Genomic DNA, 19396 nt, shown 5'->3' with positions numbered 1-19396 from the left:
TTTCACAGTTTCCTGAGCGCCACTTCCTCGACCAGATGGTTGGCGCCCTTGCGCAGGATGAGATCGGCTCGGGCGCGGGTCGGCAATATATTCTCGCGCAGATTCTTCAGGTTGATGTTGGTCCACAGGCCCTCGGCGATGGCGCGGGCCGCATCCTCGGAAAGTTGCGAATAGCGGTGAAAGAAGGAGGCCGGGTCGCGGAAGGCGGTTTCGCGCAGCCGCATGAAGCGGGCGATATACCAGTGATGGATCAGCGCCTCCTCGGCATCGATATAGATGGCGAAGTCAAAGAAATCCGACAGGAAAGGCACGATCTTGCCGTCCTTGGGCAGCTTGCCTGGCTGCAGGACATTGATGCCTTCGAAGATCAGGATGTCGGGCCGGTCGATGGTCTGGAACTCGCCCGGGATAACGTCATAGGTCAGGTGCGAATAGACCGGCGCGCGGACGTTGCGCTGCGCCGATTTGATGCCGGACAGGAAGCGCAGAAGGGCGCCGACGTCGTAGCTGTCGGGAAAGCCCTTGCGCTCCATCAGGTTGTTGCGGCGCAGGACTTCGTTCGGCAGCAGGAAGCCGTCGGTGGTGACCAGGTCGACCTTGGGACTCGACGGCCAGCGCGCCAGCAGCTCCTTTAGCACGCGCGCCGTGGTCGATTTGCCGACCGCGACGGAACCGGCAATGCCGATGATGAACGGTGTCTTGGCCGCGTCCAGCGCGTTGAAGAAGGCCTGGCGCTGCCTGAACAGGAGTTGACTGGCTTCGACATGAGCCGACAACAGCCGCGACATCGAAAGATAGATGCGCTCGACCTCGTGGAGATCGACCGGATCGTTCAGCGACCGCAGACGACGGACCTCGTCCTCGGTGAGCGTCATCGGCGTATCGGCGCGGAACCGCGACCATTGCTCGGCCGAGAAGAAACGATAGGGTGAATACTTCTCGGTAGGAGCGAGCTGGTCCATCGAGTTCCTCCGCAGCGATCAGCCCCGGTCCAGCCGAGACGCCTTTTCGGCGATGCCCGAACGACCGGTGCGGCGTTCAAGCTCGTTGAGCACATCGCTCAGCGGAATGTCCGCTATGCCGAGAACGACAAGCCAATGATAGATGAGATCGGCGCTTTCCGAAACAAGCGCGTCCCGGTCGGCGCTGACGGCTGCGATCACCGTTTCCACCGCCTCTTCGCCGAGTTTCTGCGCTGCCTTGCTCATGCCGCGCTGAAAGAGCTTGGCCGTCCACGAATCCGGATCGCCGGAACGTGCGCGTTCGCCAATAATCTTCTCCAGTTCGGAGAGCGAGAACTCGGTCATGACGGCGTTTACAGCCTCTTCTTAGCCGGAAAGGCTCTAGGACCGATTACCCGGCGAGTCCAGCCGCATCGGCAGTCCGGCCTGAGCCATGTGCAGCTTGGCTTCGGCGATGCTGTAGGTGCCGAAATGGAAGATCGACGCCGCCAGCACCGCGCCGGCATGGCCGTCGCGAATGCCTTCGACAAGGTGGTCGAGCGTGCCGACGCCACCGGAAGCGATGACCGGCACGCGTACGGCATCGGCGACCGCGCGGGTAAGGGCTATGTCGTAGCCGGCCTTGGTGCCGTCGCGGTCCATCGATGTTAGCAGGATCTCGCCGGCGCCGAGATCGACCACTCGCCGAGCGAACTCGACGGCGTCGATGCCGGTCTTCTCGCGGCCGCCATGGGTGAATATCTCCCAGCGATCAGCCTCGCTCGCAGCGGACACTTTCTTGGCATCGATGGCGACGACGATGCACTGGTTGCCGAATTTGTCGGCAGCCTCGGCGACAAAATTTGGGGTCTTCACCGCCGCCGTGTTGATCGACACCTTGTCGGCGCCGGCCAGTAGCAGCTTCCTGATGTCGGCGACCTGACGGACGCCACCGCCAACGGTCAGCGGCATGAAACATTGTTCGGCGGTGCGGGCGATGACATCGAAAATGGTCTCGCGGTTTTCCGACGTGGCGGTGATGTCGAGAAAGCAGAGCTCGTCGGCGCCGGCCGCGTCATAGGCTTTTGCCGCTTCGACGGGATCGCCGGCATCGACCAGGTCGACGAAATTGACGCCCTTGACGACACGGCCGTTCTTGACGTCGAGACAGGGGATGACGCGGGCTTTCAGCATCAGATCCTCTCGATCGCCGCAAGAAAGTCGACAAGCAGCTGGCCGACGACGGGCGGAACTTCGGACTGGGAATCAAAGGCCGGGTCGTAGGCCGAGAGCGTCACGCCGACGATTGGGATTGACCTGGCCAGTCCGCAGGCAAGCTGCCGTAGCTGTTCCGGACTCGGGCCGCCCGGGTGCGCGTAGCGGTTCACCTGCAACACATCCGGATCGAGGACATCCAGGTCGAGATGCAGATGCGCCCGCACAGTCCCTGTCGCCGTGAGCTTTCCGATCATATCGAGTGCACCGGCACATTCGGTGCGCACGATCGGCAAAGTTTCCAGCAGTCGCTTTTCGTCGGGATCGAGGTCGCGGGCATCGACCAGCATGCAGCGCGCCGGGTCTATCGGCCGGAACGCCGGAATTGCTGCCGCCATCGGATGCCAGCAGAGCCCGAGCGTCGCCGCCAGCGCCATGCCGTCGAGAAAGCCGTAGGAGGACGTCTCCGGGGTGTTGAGATCGCCATGCTGGTCGATCCAGATGATCGAATCCGCAACTTCACCGGCGACCGCACCGGCGGCGGTCAGGCAATTTCCAGCAAGGATAATGGGGAAGCGTCCTCCATCGCGGGCGAGGTTAACCCTGGTCGCGACGGCGTTGCAGACGGCGAAGCCGGTTGCAATTTCGCGCCCCTGCTCGTCTCCGACCTTGCCGATATCTTCGACGGCGACGTCATGGCCAGCCACGGTCAGGGCTTCGACCAGCCCACCGCCGATGATGGCGTCCGGCCCCTGGCCGCACCCTTCGTGATAGTGCCCGCTGTCGTAGGGAGCAACGATAATCGAGACCTTCACGTTTCACACCCCTGCCATCGGTTTGCCACGCAGGATCGCCAATGCCTCGGCCGGGTCGATGCGGCCGTCGTAGAGGGCGCGTCCGGAGATCGCGCCTTCGAGCTTGCGGGCATCGGGCAGGGTCATGCGCACGATGTCGGCGATCGAGGCGAGCCCGCCCGAGGCGATAACCGGGATCGACACCGCGTCGGCGAGATCGATGGTGGCGTCCCAGTTGATGCCGGTCAGCACACCGTCGCGGTCGATATCGGTGTAGATGATGGCGGCGACGCCGGCACCCTCGAATTTCCTCGCCAGTTCAATGACGCCGAGGCTCGAGGCTTCAGCCCAGCCTTCGATCGCGACCTTGCCGCCCTTGGCGTCGATGCCGACGGCGATCTTGCCCGGGAATGCCTTGCAGGCCTGCCTGACCAGATCCGGATCGCGCACCGCCACGGTGCCAAGAATGACGCGGGCCAGCCCACGGTCGAGCCAGTCCTCGATCTGCGCCAGGGTGCGGATGCCGCCGCCGAGCTGCACCGGATTGCTCGTCGCCTTCAGGATGGCGCCGACCGCGGCGCTGTTGACGCTCTGGCCCTTGAAGGCGCCGTTGAGGTCGACGACGTGCAACCATTCGAAGCCCTGCTCTGCGAAGGCGCGCGCCTGAGCGGCGGGATCGTCATTGTAGATGGTGGCGGTCGCCATGTCGCCATGCCTGAGGCGCACGCATTTGCCGTCCTTGAGGTCTATCGCCGGAAACAGAAACACCTTCAGGCGCCTTCGACGATGACAAAGTGGCCGGTCGAGCCGGCGAGCCTGTACTTCAAGGCCTCCTGGTATTCAGGCGAGCCGTAGCATTCCAGCGCCTTTTCATAGGATTCGAATTCCACCAACACGTGGCGATTGCCTGCCGGTCCTTCCGGGCTGGTGTACCGCCCGGCGCGCACCGGGAACTTCGCGCCGTATTTCGCGAAAGCCGCGGCATTGGCCTCGATGTACTGCTTGTAGATCTCGGGATCGTGGACATCGACCATTGCCATCCAATAGCCCTTCTTGCTCATGGTTCAGGGCCTCCAGCCTAGGAAATTGGTGATCAGCGCCAGGCCCAGCGCCTGGCTCTTCTCGGGGTGGAACTGCGTTCCGGCTAGGTTGTCGCGGGCGACAGCGGCCGTTACCGGGCCGCCATAGTCGGCAACCGCCAGCACCTCATCCTCCTTCCGTGCATCGAGATGGTAGGAGTGGACGAAATAGGCGTGCAGTCCCTTGTCACCCGTCGCAATGCCGGAAAACAGCGGATGCTTGCGCTTCAGGTCAATCGTGTTCCAGCCGATCTGAGGGATCTTCAGTGTCGGATCGGCCGGCGTGATCTCCTTGACGTCGCCGGCGACCCAGCCAAAGCCCTTTGTGACGGTCTTTTCCAGGCCTCGCTCCGACATCAGCTGCATGCCGACGCAGATGCCGAGGAACGGCCTAGCCTTGGCGATCGCCACCTCCTCGACCGCTTCCCACATGCCGGCGACCGCACGCAGTCCAGCGGCGCAATCGGCATAGGCACCGACGCCGGGCAGGACGATGCGGTCGGCGGTCCTGACCCGCTCGGCATCGGCGGTGAGTTCGATCGCGGCGGCAATGCCGGCTTCATGCGCGGCACGCTCGAAGGCCTTGGTGGCCGAGCGCAGATTGCCCGACCCGTAATCGATGATCGCCACCCTCATCTCAGGGCTTTCCCGGAATATGGTTCAGCCCCAGCGCCAGGCCCATCTGCGCCGACCGGGCATGTGCCGCGTCTGGGACGATGCGTTGCACCGTCGGTTGTTCATCCGACTGAGCATCGGCTTCCAATGCATAGCGGACGTCTGCGTCGTCGAGCCTGTCGGCCTCGACCACGCCCCATTCATGCCAGCCGCGACGGCGCAGGGCTGCGATCCGCAAGCCCTGCCCTTCCAGTCCGACAAAGAGCATGACAAGCAGGGATAAAAGCGAGCCGGCTGTTTCCAGGTCCAGCCTTTCGCCCAACATCGAGAGCAGGCCCATGGCGACAAACGCCAATGCCGCCTCGACCCACAGCCGGTGCCAGGCCAGCCACAGCGGCGGCACCAGGAAGCCGAGCCAGGCAAAGCCGTCACGGATAAAGGTAGTGTCCACGCTTTCGCTGCGGCCTGGCGGCTCCATCACGACATAGATGGCCATGACGCTATCCTTTCAGGGATCCCTTGGTGGAGGGAACCGCGTCCGGCTGGCGCGGGTCGCGCTCAAGCGCCGAACGCAGCGCACGCGCCACGGCCTTGAAGCAGGTCTCGGCGACGTGGTGGTTGTTGGCGCCGTAATGATTGGTGACATGCAGCGTGATGCCGGCATTCTGCGCCAGCGCGTGGAAGAATTCGCGCACCAGCTCGGTGTCGAACGTACCGATCTTCGGCGACGAGAATGAAACATTCCAGACCAGAAAAGGCCGGCCGGAGACATCGATTGCCGCCCGCGTCAGTGTCTCGTCCATGGCGAGATCGATCGAGGCGTAGCGCATGATGCCGCGCCGCTCGCCCAATGCCTTGGCCAGCGCCTGGCCGAGCGCAATGCCCGTATCCTCGACCGTGTGGTGGTCGTCTATGTGCAGGTCGCCCTTGGCCTTCACGGTCATGTCGATCAGCGAATGGCGCGACAACTGGTCCAGCATATGGTCGAAGAAGCCGACGCCCGTCGAAATGTCGGATTTGCCCGAGCCGTCGACCTGAACCGACACGGCGATGTCGGTTTCCCTGGTCTTGCGGCTTATCTCGGCGGAACGGGGCGCCATGACCTCATCCTTGTCTCAGATTTTGCACGATTCAGGCGTTCACATGCCTGAAAACGAAAGCCTTCTAGCAGCATGATCCGGCGATTGCCAGTTACCGCTGCGGAGCACAGTCCGGCCCGGCGGATGGCCGGTTTGCAATCGTCCGGCCTATGCATACATATGGCCGATCAAGTCACTCGTAACGCGCCGATCGCCTCGATGGGATCGGTGCTTATCGGAGCAGAAAATGTCGAATGAACTGACCATGCATGCCACGACCATCCTGACCGTGCGCAAGGGCGGCAAGGTGGTGATCGCCGGCGACGGCCAGGTCAGCCTCGGCCAGACGATCATGAAAGGCAACGCCAAGAAGGTGCGCCGCATCGGCAAGGGCGGCAACGTCATCGCCGGTTTCGCCGGCGCCACCGCCGATGCCTTCACGCTGCTCGAGCGGCTCGAAGCCAAGCTCGAACAATATCCCGACCAGCTGACACGCGCCTGCGTCGAGCTTGCCAAGGACTGGCGCACCGACCGCTATTTGCGGCGGCTGGAAGCGATGATGCTGGTGGCCGACAAGTCGGTGTCGCTGGCACTGACCGGCACCGGCGACGTGCTGGAGCCCGAATTTGGCGTCATGGCCATCGGCTCGGGCGGCAATTACGCGCTGGCAGCGGCACGCGCGCTGGTGGACAGCGACAAGGGCGCAGAGGAGATCGCCCGCAAGGCGATGCAGATCGCGTCAGACATTTGCGTCTACACCAACAACAACTTCGTCGTCGAAACCCTCGATGCCGCCTGAGCGGAGCCTCCGCTATGGTTTTCGGCCGGTGACCCAGAGGGACCTGCCGATGATCGCCGGCTGGCTTGCCGAGCCGCATGTCGCCGAATGGTGGAACGACCCAGAGACCGAGATTGCGGAGATCCGCGAGCATATCGACAGCATTTCGGTCGAGCCGCTGATTATCGAGCTCGACGGAAAGCCCATCGGCTATTTGCAGAGCTACGATCCGCATCTGGAGGACGGCCATCCCTATAGCGACCAGCCGTTCGGCACGCTCGGCATCGATCTGTCGATCGGTGTGCCGGAGCTTGTCGGGGTCGGCCACGGCTCGGCGATCGTCCGGCAGTTCGTCGAGCAGCTTTTCGAGGAAGGTACGCCGCGCGTCATCATCGACCCGGACCCCGCCAATGCACGGGCTATCCGTGCCTATGAAAAGGCCGGTTTCACGGCTATCGATCGCAGGAAGTCGGAATATGGCGATGCCGTGCTGATGGCGATTGATGCTCCAGAGGGTGATGCCGGACAGGGTGACGCAGAAGAGGGGCAATAGCAGCATGAGCGTATCCAGCGACAAAACCGTCTCGGCCTACTACGACAGTTGGCGAATGGGGCTTCTGCTGGTTCTCGGCCTGGTCATCTTCCAGGCCGGGGTCCTTTACGGCATGGGGCGGACGCCGATCTGTACCTGCGGCTATGTCAAGCTGTGGCACGGCATGGTGCAAAGCTCGGAGAATTCCCAGCATATTTCCGACTGGTACAGCTTCTCGCACATCATTCACGGTTTCCTGTTCTATGCGCTGGCGTGGTTCCTTTTCCCGCGCTCGCCGATCGGGCTCAGGCTGGCCTTTGCGGTGGTTATAGAGGGCGGCTGGGAGCTGCTCGAGAACAGCCCTTTCATCATCGATCGCTATCGCGCCGGCACGATCTCGCTCGACTATTATGGCGACAGCATCATCAATTCGGTGTCGGACACGCTGGCCATGGTGCTGGGGTTTGTCATGGCGCGAAGGCTTCCTATATGGGTGGTCGTAACCCTCGCCCTCATCTTCGAATTCGGTGTCGGCTATCTCATCCGGGACAATCTGACACTCAACGTGATCATGCTGCTGCATCCGTTCGAGTCCATTCGGCAGTGGCAAAGTGGAATTTAGTGACATGAGCACCTTCTCTCCTCGCGAAATCGTTTCGGAACTCGACCGCTTCATCATCGGCCAGAAAGACGCCAAGCGTGCCGTGGCGATTGCCTTGCGCAACCGCTGGCGCCGCCAGCAGCTCGAGGGCCAGATGCGCGAAGAGGTGATGCCGAAGAATATCCTGATGATCGGCCCGACCGGCGTCGGCAAGACCGAGATTTCGCGCCGCCTGGCACGCCTTGCCGGTGCGCCTTTCGTCAAGGTCGAAGCCACCAAGTTCACCGAGGTCGGTTATGTCGGCCGCGATGTCGAGCAGATCATCCGCGACCTGGTCGAGATCGCCATCGGGCTGGTTCGCGAGAAGATGCGCGAGGACGTCAAGGCGCGTGCCCACATCAACGCCGAGGAACGGGTGCTCGAAGCGCTCGTCGGCAAGACGGCGAGCCCGGCCACCCGTGACAGTTTCCGCAAGAAGCTGCGCGACGGCGAGCTCGACGACAAGGAGATTGAGATCGAAGTGGCCGATACCGGCAATGGCGGCATGCCCGGCTTCGAGATCCCCGGCATGCCGGGCGCCAATATCGGCGTGCTCAACATCAACGATATGCTGTCGAAAGCGATGGGCGGCAAGAAGACCAAGTTGCGCAAGACGACCGTCAAGGAGTCCTACGGGCTGTTGATCAGCGACGAGTCCGACAAGCTGCTCGATCAGGACGAAGTGGTGCGCAGGGCACTCGAATCGACCGAGAATGACGGCATTGTCTTCCTTGACGAGATCGACAAGATCGCCTCGCGCGAAGGCGGCATCGGTGCCGGTGTTTCGCGTGAAGGTGTGCAGCGCGACCTGCTGCCGCTGGTCGAAGGCACCACGGTTGCGACCAAATACGGACCGGTGAAGACCGACCACATCCTGTTCATCGCCTCGGGTGCGTTCCACGTCGCTAAGCCCTCCGATCTGCTGCCGGAATTGCAGGGCCGCCTGCCGATCCGCGTCGAGCTGCGGGCGCTGGAGAAGGGCGATTTCGTCCGCATCCTCACCGAGACCGAAGCCAGCCTGATCAAGCAGTATATCGCGCTGATGAAGACCGAAGGCGTCGATCTGGTCTTCACCGACGACGCCATCGATTCGTTGGCCGGCATCGCCGTGGACCTCAACGCCAGCGTCGAGAATATTGGCGCCAGGCGGCTGCAGACGGTGATGGAACGGGTGCTGGACGATATCTCCTATGACGCGCCGGACCGCAACGGCACCTCGGTGACCATCGATGCCGCCTATGTCGAGAAGCATGTCGGCGACCTCTCCAGAAACACGGACTTGTCGCGTTTCATCCTGTAGGAGACGCTTCATTCTCGCAGAGGGTCGGGGAATTGCTCCCGGCCTCCCCAATTTGGCCCAGCATTCCCGATGTGTGGCCAAATGGAAGCATCCGGCAAGCTTTCGTCCCGTCGGGTGCAGGCGTCTCTCGACTCCCGGTGGAGCATTACCTAGTTTGCCGGCGACTATTTGGGCGGCGGCGCATGAAAAAACTGATCCTCGTCATTTTGGGGCTGACGCTGGCGGCAGCCATGTTCGCCGCGCAAGCGGCAACGATGGTGCCGCCGGGCAACCGCAACACCGAGCAGCCCGACATACCGGGCGCTTCGAGCCGGCGCACCCAGGCGACCAACACTACCTTCCAGGCGAAATACCGCAAAGTCTTTGCGCTGCTCCAGAACGATGCCGAGCTGCGCGGCAAGATCAAGCAGGCAGCCGCGGCCTATGGCATCGACCCAATGCATATCGTCGGCGCCATCGTCGGCGAGCACACCTACAATGTCGATGCCTACGACCGGCTGCAGACCTACTACGTCAAGGCGATTTCGTATCTGTCGAGCAAGCTCTCCTTTGCCTATGATGGCGAGGACATCTCCGATTTCGTGCAGCGGCCGCAATTTGCGAAATGCGCAGGGAAGTCCGACAGCTACGATCTGTGGGAGTGCCGCGAACAGGTGTGGAACCGGTCGTTCCGCGGCAAGACCGTCGACGGCGAGAGCTTTCCCAACGACCGCTTAGGCGCCACTTTCTTCCAGCCTTATTATGCCGGCCAGACTTTTGGCCTTGGCCAGCTCAATCCGCTGACGGCGCTGCAAATGAGCGACCTCGTGCACAAGGTTTCCGGCCTGCCGGAACTCGACGTCGGCGATCCCAACGCGGTCTACAAGACCATCATGGATCCTGACCTGACACTGCCTTATGTCGCAGCAACAATCCGGAAATCGATCGACGCCTATAGAAGCATTGCCGGCTTCGACATCTCAGGCAATCCCGGCATCACGTCGACGCTCTACAATGTCGGCAACCCCGAACAGCGCGCCTATGCGCTGAAGGCCGAGAACGACAAGCGCCGCGCTGCGGGCGAGCCGGAAAAACTGCCCGAGGAAAATTACTATGGCTGGCTGGTCAACGACAAGCTGCCGGAGCTGAAGGCGCTGTTCTAGCCGAACGCGCTCGGCCAATTATCCACGCGGCGGATCAAGCCGCCAGCAGCGACTTTAACTTGATGGTCTGCGAGCCTAGCGCTTCCGGCGCCGGCCTTGCCTGCTTCGCAATCAGCATCTCGGCCAGCCTTATGTCGCGGGCGACCGCGTTGCCGGGGCCGATGCCGCTTGCCGCAACCAGCCTGCCGTCCTCGGCGAGGTGGAACAGGATGAAGGCGCCGTCGCCGAGGTCGCGGCGCACGATGCTGCGGCCTTCGTCCGACAGGCCGGCGATCTGCAAGGTCAGGCCGTACTGATCCGACCAGAACCACGGCACCGCCGCATGGGACTCGCCGGCGCCAAGCATATTCCTGGCGGCAAGCGCGCCCTGCTCCTGTGCATTGCGCCAGGCTTCCAGCCGCACGCGCCGGCCGCCATAGACGGCGAGCGGAAACGAACAGCAATCGCCGGCGGCAAAGATATCCCGGTCGCTGGTGCGAAGCTCGGCGTCGACGGCGATACCATTGTCGACGGTCAGCCCCGCCTCCGCGGCAAGTCCGGTCACCGGCACGGCGCCGATGCCGATCACGGCAAGATCGGCGACAATGTCGTGTCCACCGGCGAGCGCGATGCGCACTTCGGCGCCATCATCGGCAATGGCGGCGATGCCCTCGCCGCACAGGATTTTCACGCCTTCGGCTTCATGCGCCTGATGGATGACCTCAGCGATCTCGGCCGGCACGCCGCGCATCAAGATGCGCGGCTGCGCCTCGATAACTGTGACCGCCGCACCCAGTCTGCGTGCCGCCGCGGCAAGCTCAAGCCCGATGAAGCCGCCGCCAATGATGGCGATGCGATTTCCGGCGCTGAGATGGGCGCGAATGGCCAGCGCGTCGTTGAAGGTCCGGAGGTAGACGCAGCGCCCGCCAAGGCCCGGCATCGGCAGCTTGCGCGGCACCGAACCGGTCGCCAGCAGGAGCTTGTCGTAGGCCAGGACGGAACCGTCCGAGAGGCGCACGACATGCGCCTCTCGGACGATCGCCACCGCCTGGACCGAATGGATATGCCTGATCGATCTTTCGGCCAGGACCGCCTCACTGGCGATCGCCTTGAGCAGGGGCGCGTCGGCGACCATCGCGTCTTTCGACAGCGGCGGCCGCTCATAGGGAAGATGCGGCTCGTCGCCGACCAGCGTCACCGGGCCATCATAGCCGAGCTCGCGCAGCGCAAGGGCGGCGCGCCCGCCGCATTCGCCGGCGCCAATGATGACCATTCCCTTCGTCATCATCAACCAATCCGGACAAGGACTTTGCCGGCGTCGACTTTGACCGGATAAGTTCTTAGATCGACGCAGACCGGCGCGCCCCTGGCAGTCCCTGTCTTGTAGTTGAAGCGGCCATTGTGCTTCGGGCACTCGATGATGTCGTCCATGACCAGCCCGTCGGCCAGATGCACCTTCTCATGCGTGCAAAGCCCGTCGGTGGCGAAATACTCGTCGTCGGGGCTGCGATAGATGGCAAAGGTGCGGCCGCCATGGTCGAAGCGCATCACGTCCTCTTCGTCGATGTCCTCGGCGTCACAGGCCTCGACCCAGTCGCTCATCTACGGCTCCCCCAATACTTGGCACCCTCGGCATGGGCTTGTCATTCGGCAGCCACCGCAGCGGTAGCGTTGTCGTTGTGGAAGTCCTCGCGATAGGGCCTCGCCGTCGGCGGCAGTTCGCGCTTGATGAAATAATCCTCATTGCGCAGCTGGCGCAGGAAAGCCGGTATCATCTCGCGGTAGCCCGCCAGGATGGACGATGTCGGCGCCGGCAGATCGTGCTTGATCAGTTCGTGCAGCCTGGGCAGCGCGTGATAGGGCACCATGGGAAACATGTGATGCTCGACATGGTAGTTCATGTTCCAGTAGATGAAGCGGCTTATCGGGTTCATGTAAACGGTGCGGCTGTTGAGCCGGTGATCGGTGACGTTTTCAGCCAGGCCGCCATGCTGCAGCAGGCCGACCATGACATGGTGCCACGCGCCGTAAAGCCTGGGCAGCCCGACAAGCATCAGCGGCAGGAACGAGCCGGTATAGAGCGCCAGCGCAATGGTCGCGGCATAGATTGTCGTCCAGATGCGGGCAATGCGAATTGCCTTCGGCTGCTCCTGGTCGGGAATGAAGGTTCTTTCGGCCGGACTGACGATACCGGCTGCATTGCGCAGCATGTCGCTCATCGCGTGCCAGGCGTCGAGAATGCCGACGAAGTTGAGCACCACGCGCAGCAGATCGGGCGGACGCATCACCGATATCTCCGGATCGCGGCCGACCATGATGGTATCGGTATGGTGGCGCGTATGGCTCCAGCGCCAGGTCACGGGATTGCGCATGATCATGAAGCAGGCGATCTGATAGACCACATCGTTCATCCACTGCGTCCTGAAGGCGGTGCCGTGGCCGCATTCGTGCCAGCGTGAATCGGTGGAGGAACCGTAGAGGACGCCATAGACGAAGAAGAACGGCACGCACCACCAGCTGCCCCAGAACCAGGCGGCGCCGGCGCCGCTGAGGATCATGGTGCCGAGCCAGATGATGGTATCGCGGATCGCCGGGCCGTCGGAGCGCTGCATCAGCTCCTTCATCTCCTTGCGCGGCACGTCGGTGTGATACCACTCGGCCGCCGCCAGCCCGCTCTCGACGGCAAGCTTCGCGTCGCGGCCGATCAGGCTGTAGTCGCGTCGGGACGCCGCTGCGGAGCTCGTATTCCCGGTTCGGAGTCCAATATCCACCATGGCGGAGGCCTCGATCATATTCGGTCAGCGTTCAAAATAACGCCGAGCCCTGATAGGCTCAATATCACAAAGATAGTTTCTATCATTTTCCATCAGAATGGTGTAAAAGGGCCAAACAGTGGAATGAGGCAGCGATGGCGAAACGGCCGACGATCACCGACCTGGCGCGCATTTCGGGGGTCAGCGTTGCCACCGTCGACCGGGTGCTGAACAACCGCTTGCCGGTGCGCGAAGAAACCGCGCGCCGCGTCTATGAGGCCGCGACCAGCATCGGCTATCACGCAGCCGGATTGATCAAGCAGCGGATGCGCCATGAATTGCCCGAATACCGGCTCGGGTTCCTGCTGTTGAGACGGGAGGACGTCTTCTACAGTGAATTTGCCCGCGAGCTTGAACTGGCGGTATCGCAGTCGCCGCGCTTTCGCGGCGTGGCCACCATCGACTTCGCCGCTTCGCTGGCGCCGGACGAGATCGTCGAGCGGATGCGCAAGCTGGCCGCCAAATCCAGGGCCGTCGCCCTGGTCGGGCCTGATCACCCGACGCTGACGGTCGCCGTCGAGGCTCTCAAAGCCAATGGCGTACCGGTGTTCTCCCTGCTTTCCGACTTTGCGTCCGGTATTCGCGAGGGCTATGTTGGCCTGGACAATCGCAAGGTCGGCCGCACCGCTGCCTGGATGATCTCGAAGGCCGCGAAGAGACCTGGCAAGGTTGCCCTCTTCGTCGGCAGCCATCGCTTCCATGGCCATGAGCTTCGCGAGATCGGTTTTCGCTCCTTCTTTCGCGAGCAGGCGCCGGAATTCACTCTCCTCGAGACGTTGGTCAATCTGGAAGCGAACCAGATCACGCATGATGCAATGATCGAGCTTCTGGCCCGCCACCCTGATCTCGCCGGTTGCTATGTCGCCGGTGGCGGCATGGAAGGCGCGATCTCGGCGCTGAGGGAGGCAAAGCCGGCTGAGATGCCGGCGGTCGTCTGCAACGAGATCACGCCCGACTCCCGCGCGGCGCTGGCAGATAATTTCCTGACCATGGTGATCTCGACGCCACTGGCGGCGCTTTGCCGCGAGCTTGTCGGGCTGATGGCGCATGCCATCGAGACCGGCGCTGCGAATGCGCCGGGCCAGACCTTTCTGCCCTTCGACATTTATCTGCCGGAAAACATCTGACGTCGCGGTCATCGGCGGCAGACATGATGTAATCTATCAGAACGCTTTCAGGCCTGGCTTGCGTTAGCGTCCGTCTAAAAGCGCTCGAAATGCCGAAAATCCATTCCTCATGGCGAAATCTCGCTTGACGCCCAAGCGAAATGGAATAAATATTTCACCAACTGAGAATTTTGGTTCTTTCGTTCCGGAAGATCTGTTTCAGGCAAATGCCTCCGGAACTAAAAATGGCAATCGGGAGAGAATTCCCTGCGAGATCGGGGAATTCCGGGTAGATCGGTGCAGCCGGACACCAATGTGGAGGAGAAATAAAATGAAAAAACTGCTTTTGGGCGTCGCGTTCGCGGCGCTGATGAGTTCGTCCGCCTTTGCTGCCAAGATCGGCGTGTCGATGGCGTTGTTCGACGACAATTTTCTCACCGTGCTGCGCAACGGCATGATTGAACAGGCCAAGGGCATGGACGGCGTCGAGCTGCAGGTGGAGGATGCGCAGAACGACGTCGCCAAGCAACTCGACCAGATCAAGAACTTCGCCGCCTCAGGCGTCGACGCCATCATCGTCAACCCGGTCGACACCTCGGCGACTCAGGCGATGTCGGACGCAGCCGCCGCTGCCAAGATTCCACTGGTCTATGTCAATCGCGAGCCGGTCAACGTCGACACGCTGCCCGAAAACCAGGCCTTCGTCGCCTCGAACGAAGCCGATTCCGGCACGCTCGAGACCAAGGAGGTCTGCCGCCTGTTCAAGGAGGCCGGCAAGACTGAAGCCAACGTCTATGTGATCATGGGCGAGCTGTCGAATCAGGCAGCGGTGCAGCGCACCAAGGACATTGACGACGTGATCGCCACGCCGGAGTGCAGCTTCATCAAGATCATCGACAAGCAGACGTCGAACTGGAAGCGCGAAGAAGCGCAGAACCTGATGACCAACTGGCTGTCGACCGGCAAGCCGTTCGACGGCGTCATCGCCAATAATGACGAAAGCGCCATCGGCGCCATCCAGGCGATGAAGGCCGCCAACATCGACATGAAGTCGGTTGTCGTCGGCGGGGTCGACGCTACCCAGGATGCGCTTGCCGCGATGCAGGCGGGCGACCTCGATGCGACGGTGTTCCAGGACGCGGCCGGCCAGGGTGCCGGCGCGCTTGACGCAGCGCTCAAGCTGGCGAAGGGCGAGAAGGTCGAGCACAAGGTCTACATCCCGTTCCAGCTGGTCACGCCGGCAAATATCGACAAGTTCCTGAAGAAGAACTGAGGCGGACCTGTCCGATACGGAGCGGCGCGCCAAAGTAAGACAGCGCCGCTCCGCTTTTTCCCTCTCGGCCTGAACAGCGCCGAGTGGAGACCGTGGCTGACGGAGGAAGCACGATTGGCACAGACATCTCACGGCGTCGGCGGGCTCAGCTATGATGCGAAACGGCGCGCATGGCCGGCCGAATTCAACGTCTTCCTGGCGCTCGTCATCCTGGTCGGCGCTTTCGAGCTGATCGGCCGGGTTTTCCTGGGCGACAGCTTCCTGTTCAACACCCGCGACAATATCGATGCGATCTTCAACGAAGCGCGCCTGCAGATCATCATCCTGCAGGTGTCGATAGTCGGCATCATTGCCATCGGCGTGACGCAGGTGATCATTACCGGCGGCATCGACCTGTCCTCAGGTTCGATCGTCGGCGCCACGGCGATGATAGCCATGAGCTTCGCCCAGGTGGCGACCGTCAATGGCAACCCGAACCCGAAGGCGATGTTCATCGCCCAGGGCTGGACCGACCTGCCGGTGATCGTGCCCGTGCTGGTCGCGATCGGCTGCGGCCTGCTTGCCGGCCTGGTCAACGGCGCTTTGATCGCCTACACGCGCATCCCGCCGTTCATCGCCACGCTCGGCATGATGGTCACCGCGCGCGGCATCGCCAAATGGTGGTCAAAGGGGCAGCCGATCTCGTTTCCGACCGAGAGTTTCGCCGCCATCGGCAAGGGGCTGATGCCGGTCATCATTTTCATATCGCTCGCAGTGCTGTTCCAGCTGATCCTGAGTTACACCAAATATGGCAAGCACTGCTATGCAATCGGCTCCAATGAGGACGCCGCGCGCATGTCCGGCATCAACATCGCCAACCACAAGATCCTCGTCTACGTCATTGCCGGCGTCCTCGCCGCGCTCGCCGCCGTGGTGCTGAGCTCCAAGAATCTCACCGCCCAGGCCGGCATGGGTGTAATGTACGAGCTCGACGCGATCGCCATGGCGGTTATCGGCGGCGTCTCGCTGTCGGGCGGCCGCGGTTCGATTATCGGGACAGTGATCGGCTCGCTGATCTTCGGCGTCATCATCTCCGGCTTCACCTTTCTGCGCCTCGACGCCTATTATCAGGAGATGGTCAAAGGCGTGATCATCGTCGGCGCAGTCGTTCTCGACCAGTGGCGCCAACGCCTGCGGGCAATGAGGGCTTGATCATGTCGGACATCGTCCTGAAAACCGAAAACCTGACCAAGTATTATGGCGGCGTCCATGCGCTGGAGGGTGCCGACTTCGAGCTGCGCAAGGGCGAGCATGTCGCCATCATGGGCGACAATGGCGCCGGCAAATCGACCTTCGTACGCCAGATCACCGGCGTCGAGCAGCGCACCAGCGGCAGGATGTGGTTCGACGGCAAGGAAGTGAATTTTGCCGGCCCCATCGAAGCCCGCGAGGCGGGCATCGAGACGGTGTTCCAGAACCTGGCGCTCGCCGACGACCTCGACGTGCCGTCGAACCTGTTCCTCGGCCGCGAGCGGGTGCTTTTCAATCTCGGGCCCTTCTCGATCCTCGATCGCAAGTTCATGCGCAAGGCGACCGAGGCAGCCTTGGTCCGGACAGCGGTCAAGATCCCCAATCTTTCCAACACCATCCGTCATATGTCGGGCGGCCAGCGCCAGTGCGTAGCAATTGCCAGAACCGCGACCTTTGCTTCCAAGCTCATCATCATGGATGAGCCGACGGCGGCACTCGGCGTGCAGGAGACGATGCAGGTCGAAAACATCATCCGCACGCTGAAGGAGAATGGCGAACCGCTGATCCTGATCTCTCACAACATGCGCCAGGTGTTCGACCTGGTCGACCGCATCGTCGTTTTCCGGCGCGGCCGCATCGTCGCCAATTTGCGCAAGCAGGACACCGACGGCAACGATATCGTCTCCTACATCACCGGCGCCAAGACCGGGCAGGCGGAACTTGCGGCGTAACGGCCAACGCCGAGCCACAGGCGCTAACACGCCCTCCCTTCCGAACCATTCTCAAAGGAAAACTCTTCATGCCTCTTCGCTTTGCTCTTCTCGGTGCCGGCCGTATCGGCAAGGTCCATGCTCGCGCCGTCGGTTCCAATCCTGAGGCCAGGCTGGTCGCAGTTGCCGACGCCTTCGAGAAGGCGGCGACCGATCTGGCCTCTGCCTATGGCGCCGAAGTGCGCAGCATCGATGCCATCGAGAAGGCCGGCGATATCGATGCGGTCGTCATCTGCACGCCGACCGATACCCATGCCGATCTGATCGAACGCTTCGCCAAAGCGGGTAAAGCGATTTTCTGCGAAAAGCCGATCGACCTCGACGCCGCCCGGGTGGAACGTTGCCTGGCCGTCGTCGACAAGGCCGGCGCCACCCTGATGGTCGGCTTCAACCGCCGCTTCGATCCGCATTTTGCCGCCGTGCGCAAGGCGATCGACGACGGCGCCATCGGCACTGTCGAAATGGTGACAATCACCTCGCGCGATCCCGGCCCGCCGCCGCTCGACTATATCGGCCGCTCGGGCGGCATCTTCCGCGACATGACCATTCATGATTTCGACATGGCGCGCTTCCTGCTCGGCGAGGAGCCGGTGGCGGTCAGCGCGCATGCTTCGGTGCTGGTCGACAAGAAGATCGGCGAGGCCGGCGACTTCGACAGCGTCAGCGTCATCCTCGAAACTGCCTCCGGCAAGCAATGCGTTATCTCCAACTCACGCCGCGCCACCTACGGCTACGACCAGCGCATCGAGGTGCATGGCTCGAAAGGCATGATTGCGGCCGAGAACCAGCGGCCGGTGTCGATCGAACTGGCCAATGAGAAAGGCTATACGCGGCCGCCGCTGCACGATTTCTTCATGACCCGTTATCTCGACGCCTATGCTAACGAGATCGCTGCCTTCATTGCGGCAGCGACGTCAGGCAAGAAGGCGACGCCGAGCGGCAAGGACGGGCTGGTGGCGCTCAGGCTGGCGGATGCGGCGCTGAAATCGGCCAAGGAAGGCAAGACCATCCGCCTCGACAAAACAATCTGACTATCAAGCACAGGAGCAAGGCGATGAACGGTTCAGCCGGTCGCAATTCCGAAACACGCGCCATCGTCACCGGCGGCGCACAAGGCATCGGCTTTGCCGTCGCCGAAGCGCTGGCCGATGAGGGCTGCCGGGCGCTGGCGCTGATCGGCCGCTCGCAGGAGAAGGGCGACAAGGCTGTCGCCATCCTCAAGGGGGCAGGCGTCGATGCCATCTTCATCAGCGCCGACGTCTCAAAAGTGGCCGACTGCAAGCGTGCGGTCGAAACGGCGATTGGCCATTTTAGTACCGTCAACGCGCTGGTCAACGCCGCTGCCACCTCGGCTCGCGGCTCGCTGGTCGAGACCTCCGAGGATCTGTTCGACCAGATATTCCAGACCAATGTGCGCGGCCCGTTTTTCCTGATGCAGGGCGTGGTGGCGCATTTGCTGGCGCGCCAGGTACCGGGCTCGATCGTCAACGTGCTGTCGATGTCGGCGCATTGCGGCCAGTCGTTCCTGGCGCCCTATTCGTCGAGCAAGGGAGCGCTGGCGACACTCACCAAGAATGTCGCCAATGCCTATCGCGGCAATCGCATCCGCTGCAATGCGGTGCTGCCCGGCTGGATGGACACCGAGGGCGAGGCGATCGTGCAGAAGAAATGGCACGACGCGCCGGAGGACTGGTTGGAGAAGGCCGAAGCCGCGCAGCCGATGGGCCAATTGGTGAAGCCGGCGCAGCTTGCCCGGTTGATCAGCTATATGATCAGCCCGCAGTCCGGCGTCATGACCGGGTCGCTGGTCGATTACGACCAGAGCATCGCCGGGGCGTCACCGGAATAACGCCGGCAAGTCTAGCGGAACGCCGCCCATCACTTCGTCATCCACGGGCGGAGCAAGGAGCGCAGCGACACGACGCAGACCCGAGGATCCATGCCGTGACATCTAGGCGTCGCTACAATGCAGAATTTAGTTCCGCAGCACTCCTCGGCCAAGGCAACGGCATGATGGGGTGGACGGCGCCCGACGGCATCGGATGTGCCAGAATGAGTTCGTTGAGATCTCAAACAAGGGAGCCGTCCGTGGAACACCTTATCCGTATTG

Annotated in this window: 23 protein-coding genes; 11 read left to right on the top strand and 12 right to left on the bottom strand. The window is 62.4% G+C overall.

Annotated elements, in window-relative coordinates; genetic code table 11:
• Nucleotides 1-2: 2 nt before the first annotated feature.
• The 9 genes from coaA to hisB are packed head-to-tail and all read right to left on the bottom strand — an operon-like array spanning nt 3 to nt 5744.
• The gene (gene coaA, locus NKI25_RS03170) at nt 3-962 is read right to left on the bottom strand and encodes a type I pantothenate kinase (protein ID WP_352451662.1); all 960 of its coding nucleotides are present in this window, start codon (nt 960-962) and stop codon (nt 3-5) included.
• Between the two features lie 18 nt (nt 963-980).
• Nucleotides 981-1307, bottom strand: coding sequence for a phosphoribosyl-ATP diphosphatase (locus NKI25_RS03165; RefSeq protein WP_352645299.1), 327 nt, complete (start codon nt 1305-1307; stop codon nt 981-983).
• A gap of 36 nt (nt 1308-1343) precedes the next feature.
• Nucleotides 1344-2138, bottom strand: coding sequence for an imidazole glycerol phosphate synthase subunit HisF (gene hisF, locus NKI25_RS03160; RefSeq protein ID WP_352998228.1), 795 nt, complete (start codon nt 2136-2138; stop codon nt 1344-1346).
• Nucleotides 2135-2971 (bottom strand): arginase family protein, encoded by an 837-nt coding sequence (locus NKI25_RS03155; RefSeq protein ID WP_352634852.1) that lies wholly within the window; start codon nt 2969-2971, stop codon nt 2135-2137. Before NKI25_RS03155 ends, hisF begins: the two co-directional genes overlap by 4 nt.
• A 3-nt stretch (nt 2972-2974) precedes the next feature.
• Nucleotides 2975-3718 (bottom strand): 1-(5-phosphoribosyl)-5-[(5-phosphoribosylamino)methylideneamino]imidazole-4-carboxamide isomerase, encoded by a 744-nt coding sequence (hisA, locus tag NKI25_RS03150; RefSeq protein ID WP_352998162.1) that lies wholly within the window; start codon nt 3716-3718, stop codon nt 2975-2977.
• Nucleotides 3719-3720: 2 nt separating this feature from the next.
• Nucleotides 3721-4011, bottom strand: coding sequence for a DUF1330 domain-containing protein (locus NKI25_RS03145; RefSeq protein WP_023677534.1), 291 nt, complete (start codon nt 4009-4011; stop codon nt 3721-3723).
• 3 nt (nt 4012-4014) lie between these two features.
• Nucleotides 4015-4665: an imidazole glycerol phosphate synthase subunit HisH gene (gene hisH / locus NKI25_RS03140; RefSeq protein ID WP_352998160.1), complete on the bottom strand. Its 651-nt coding sequence runs from the start codon at nt 4663-4665 to the stop codon at nt 4015-4017.
• Between the two features lies 1 nt (nt 4666).
• The gene (locus NKI25_RS03135) at nt 4667-5140 is read right to left on the bottom strand and encodes a DUF2628 domain-containing protein (RefSeq protein ID WP_023677532.1); all 474 of its coding nucleotides are present in this window, start codon (nt 5138-5140) and stop codon (nt 4667-4669) included.
• 4 nt (nt 5141-5144) lie between these two features.
• Entirely contained in the window at nt 5145-5744 is a 600-nt protein-coding gene (gene hisB, locus NKI25_RS03130) for an imidazoleglycerol-phosphate dehydratase HisB (RefSeq protein WP_352590768.1), read from the bottom strand.
• 226 nt (nt 5745-5970) lie between these two features.
• Here hisB and hslV point away from each other — a divergent pair, with 226 nt between their 5' ends.
• The 5 genes from hslV (at nt 5971) to NKI25_RS03105 (ending at nt 10115) form a co-directional block, all read left to right on the top strand.
• Entirely contained in the window at nt 5971-6522 is a 552-nt protein-coding gene (gene hslV, locus NKI25_RS03125; RefSeq protein WP_023677530.1) for an ATP-dependent protease subunit HslV, read from the top strand.
• Nucleotides 6512-7054 carry a GNAT family N-acetyltransferase gene (locus NKI25_RS03120; protein WP_352736755.1) on the top strand — a complete coding sequence of 181 codons (543 nt, stop codon included), beginning with the start codon at nt 6512-6514 and terminating at the stop codon, nt 7052-7054. Before hslV ends, NKI25_RS03120 begins: the two co-directional genes overlap by 11 nt.
• A gap of 4 nt (nt 7055-7058) precedes the next feature.
• Nucleotides 7059-7655, top strand: coding sequence for a DUF2585 domain-containing protein (locus tag NKI25_RS03115; RefSeq protein ID WP_352998158.1), 597 nt, complete (start codon nt 7059-7061; stop codon nt 7653-7655).
• A 4-nt stretch (nt 7656-7659) separates the two neighbouring features.
• Nucleotides 7660-8973, top strand: a complete 1314-nt coding sequence (gene hslU / locus NKI25_RS03110; RefSeq protein ID WP_352454824.1) for an ATP-dependent protease ATPase subunit HslU — start codon at nt 7660-7662, stop codon at nt 8971-8973.
• 182 nt (nt 8974-9155) lie between these two features.
• Complete coding sequence (locus NKI25_RS03105; RefSeq protein ID WP_023677526.1) at nt 9156-10115, top strand: DUF1402 family protein; 960 nt, start codon at nt 9156-9158, stop codon at nt 10113-10115.
• 34 nt (nt 10116-10149) lie between these two features.
• Here the strand turns inward: NKI25_RS03105 and NKI25_RS03100 are convergent, their stop codons facing one another.
• Genes NKI25_RS03100 through NKI25_RS03090 form a run of 3 tightly spaced genes read right to left on the bottom strand, consistent with a single transcriptional unit; the run spans nt 10150 to nt 12886 of the window.
• Nucleotides 10150-11379 (bottom strand): NAD(P)/FAD-dependent oxidoreductase, encoded by a 1230-nt coding sequence (locus NKI25_RS03100; protein WP_023677525.1) that lies wholly within the window; start codon nt 11377-11379, stop codon nt 10150-10152.
• Between the two features lie 2 nt (nt 11380-11381).
• Nucleotides 11382-11696, bottom strand: coding sequence for a MocE family 2Fe-2S type ferredoxin (locus NKI25_RS03095; protein WP_352998156.1), 315 nt, complete (start codon nt 11694-11696; stop codon nt 11382-11384).
• Nucleotides 11697-11737: 41 nt separating this feature from the next.
• Nucleotides 11738-12886: a fatty acid desaturase family protein gene (locus NKI25_RS03090; RefSeq protein WP_023677523.1), complete on the bottom strand. Its 1149-nt coding sequence runs from the start codon at nt 12884-12886 to the stop codon at nt 11738-11740.
• A 116-nt stretch (nt 12887-13002) separates the two neighbouring features.
• Between NKI25_RS03090 and NKI25_RS03085 the strand changes: the two genes are divergently transcribed.
• From NKI25_RS03085 to NKI25_RS03060, 6 genes are all read left to right on the top strand, one after another.
• On the top strand, nt 13003-14034 hold the full coding sequence (locus NKI25_RS03085; protein WP_023677522.1) for a LacI family DNA-binding transcriptional regulator: 1032 nt from the start codon (nt 13003-13005) through the stop codon (nt 14032-14034).
• A gap of 310 nt (nt 14035-14344) precedes the next feature.
• Nucleotides 14345-15286: a sugar ABC transporter substrate-binding protein gene (locus NKI25_RS03080; protein WP_352451673.1), complete on the top strand. Its 942-nt coding sequence runs from the start codon at nt 14345-14347 to the stop codon at nt 15284-15286.
• 114 nt (nt 15287-15400) lie between these two features.
• Nucleotides 15401-16477, top strand: a complete 1077-nt coding sequence (locus NKI25_RS03075; RefSeq protein ID WP_292655972.1) for an ABC transporter permease — start codon at nt 15401-15403, stop codon at nt 16475-16477.
• A 2-nt stretch (nt 16478-16479) separates the two neighbouring features.
• Complete coding sequence (locus NKI25_RS03070; protein ID WP_023677519.1) at nt 16480-17247, top strand: ATP-binding cassette domain-containing protein; 768 nt, start codon at nt 16480-16482, stop codon at nt 17245-17247.
• A 68-nt stretch (nt 17248-17315) separates the two neighbouring features.
• On the top strand, nt 17316-18317 hold the full coding sequence (iolG, locus tag NKI25_RS03065; RefSeq protein ID WP_023677518.1) for an inositol 2-dehydrogenase: 1002 nt from the start codon (nt 17316-17318) through the stop codon (nt 18315-18317).
• A gap of 23 nt (nt 18318-18340) precedes the next feature.
• On the top strand, nt 18341-19135 hold the full coding sequence (locus NKI25_RS03060; protein WP_352998154.1) for an SDR family oxidoreductase: 795 nt from the start codon (nt 18341-18343) through the stop codon (nt 19133-19135).
• Nucleotides 19136-19396 lie beyond the last annotated feature (261 nt).

This window comes from Mesorhizobium sp. M0808 (assembly GCF_040320025.1).
Taxonomy (GTDB): domain Bacteria; phylum Pseudomonadota; class Alphaproteobacteria; order Rhizobiales; family Rhizobiaceae; genus Mesorhizobium.
Note: the sequence above shows the minus strand (reverse complement) of the source record. Positions and strands in the feature narration are given on the sequence as shown.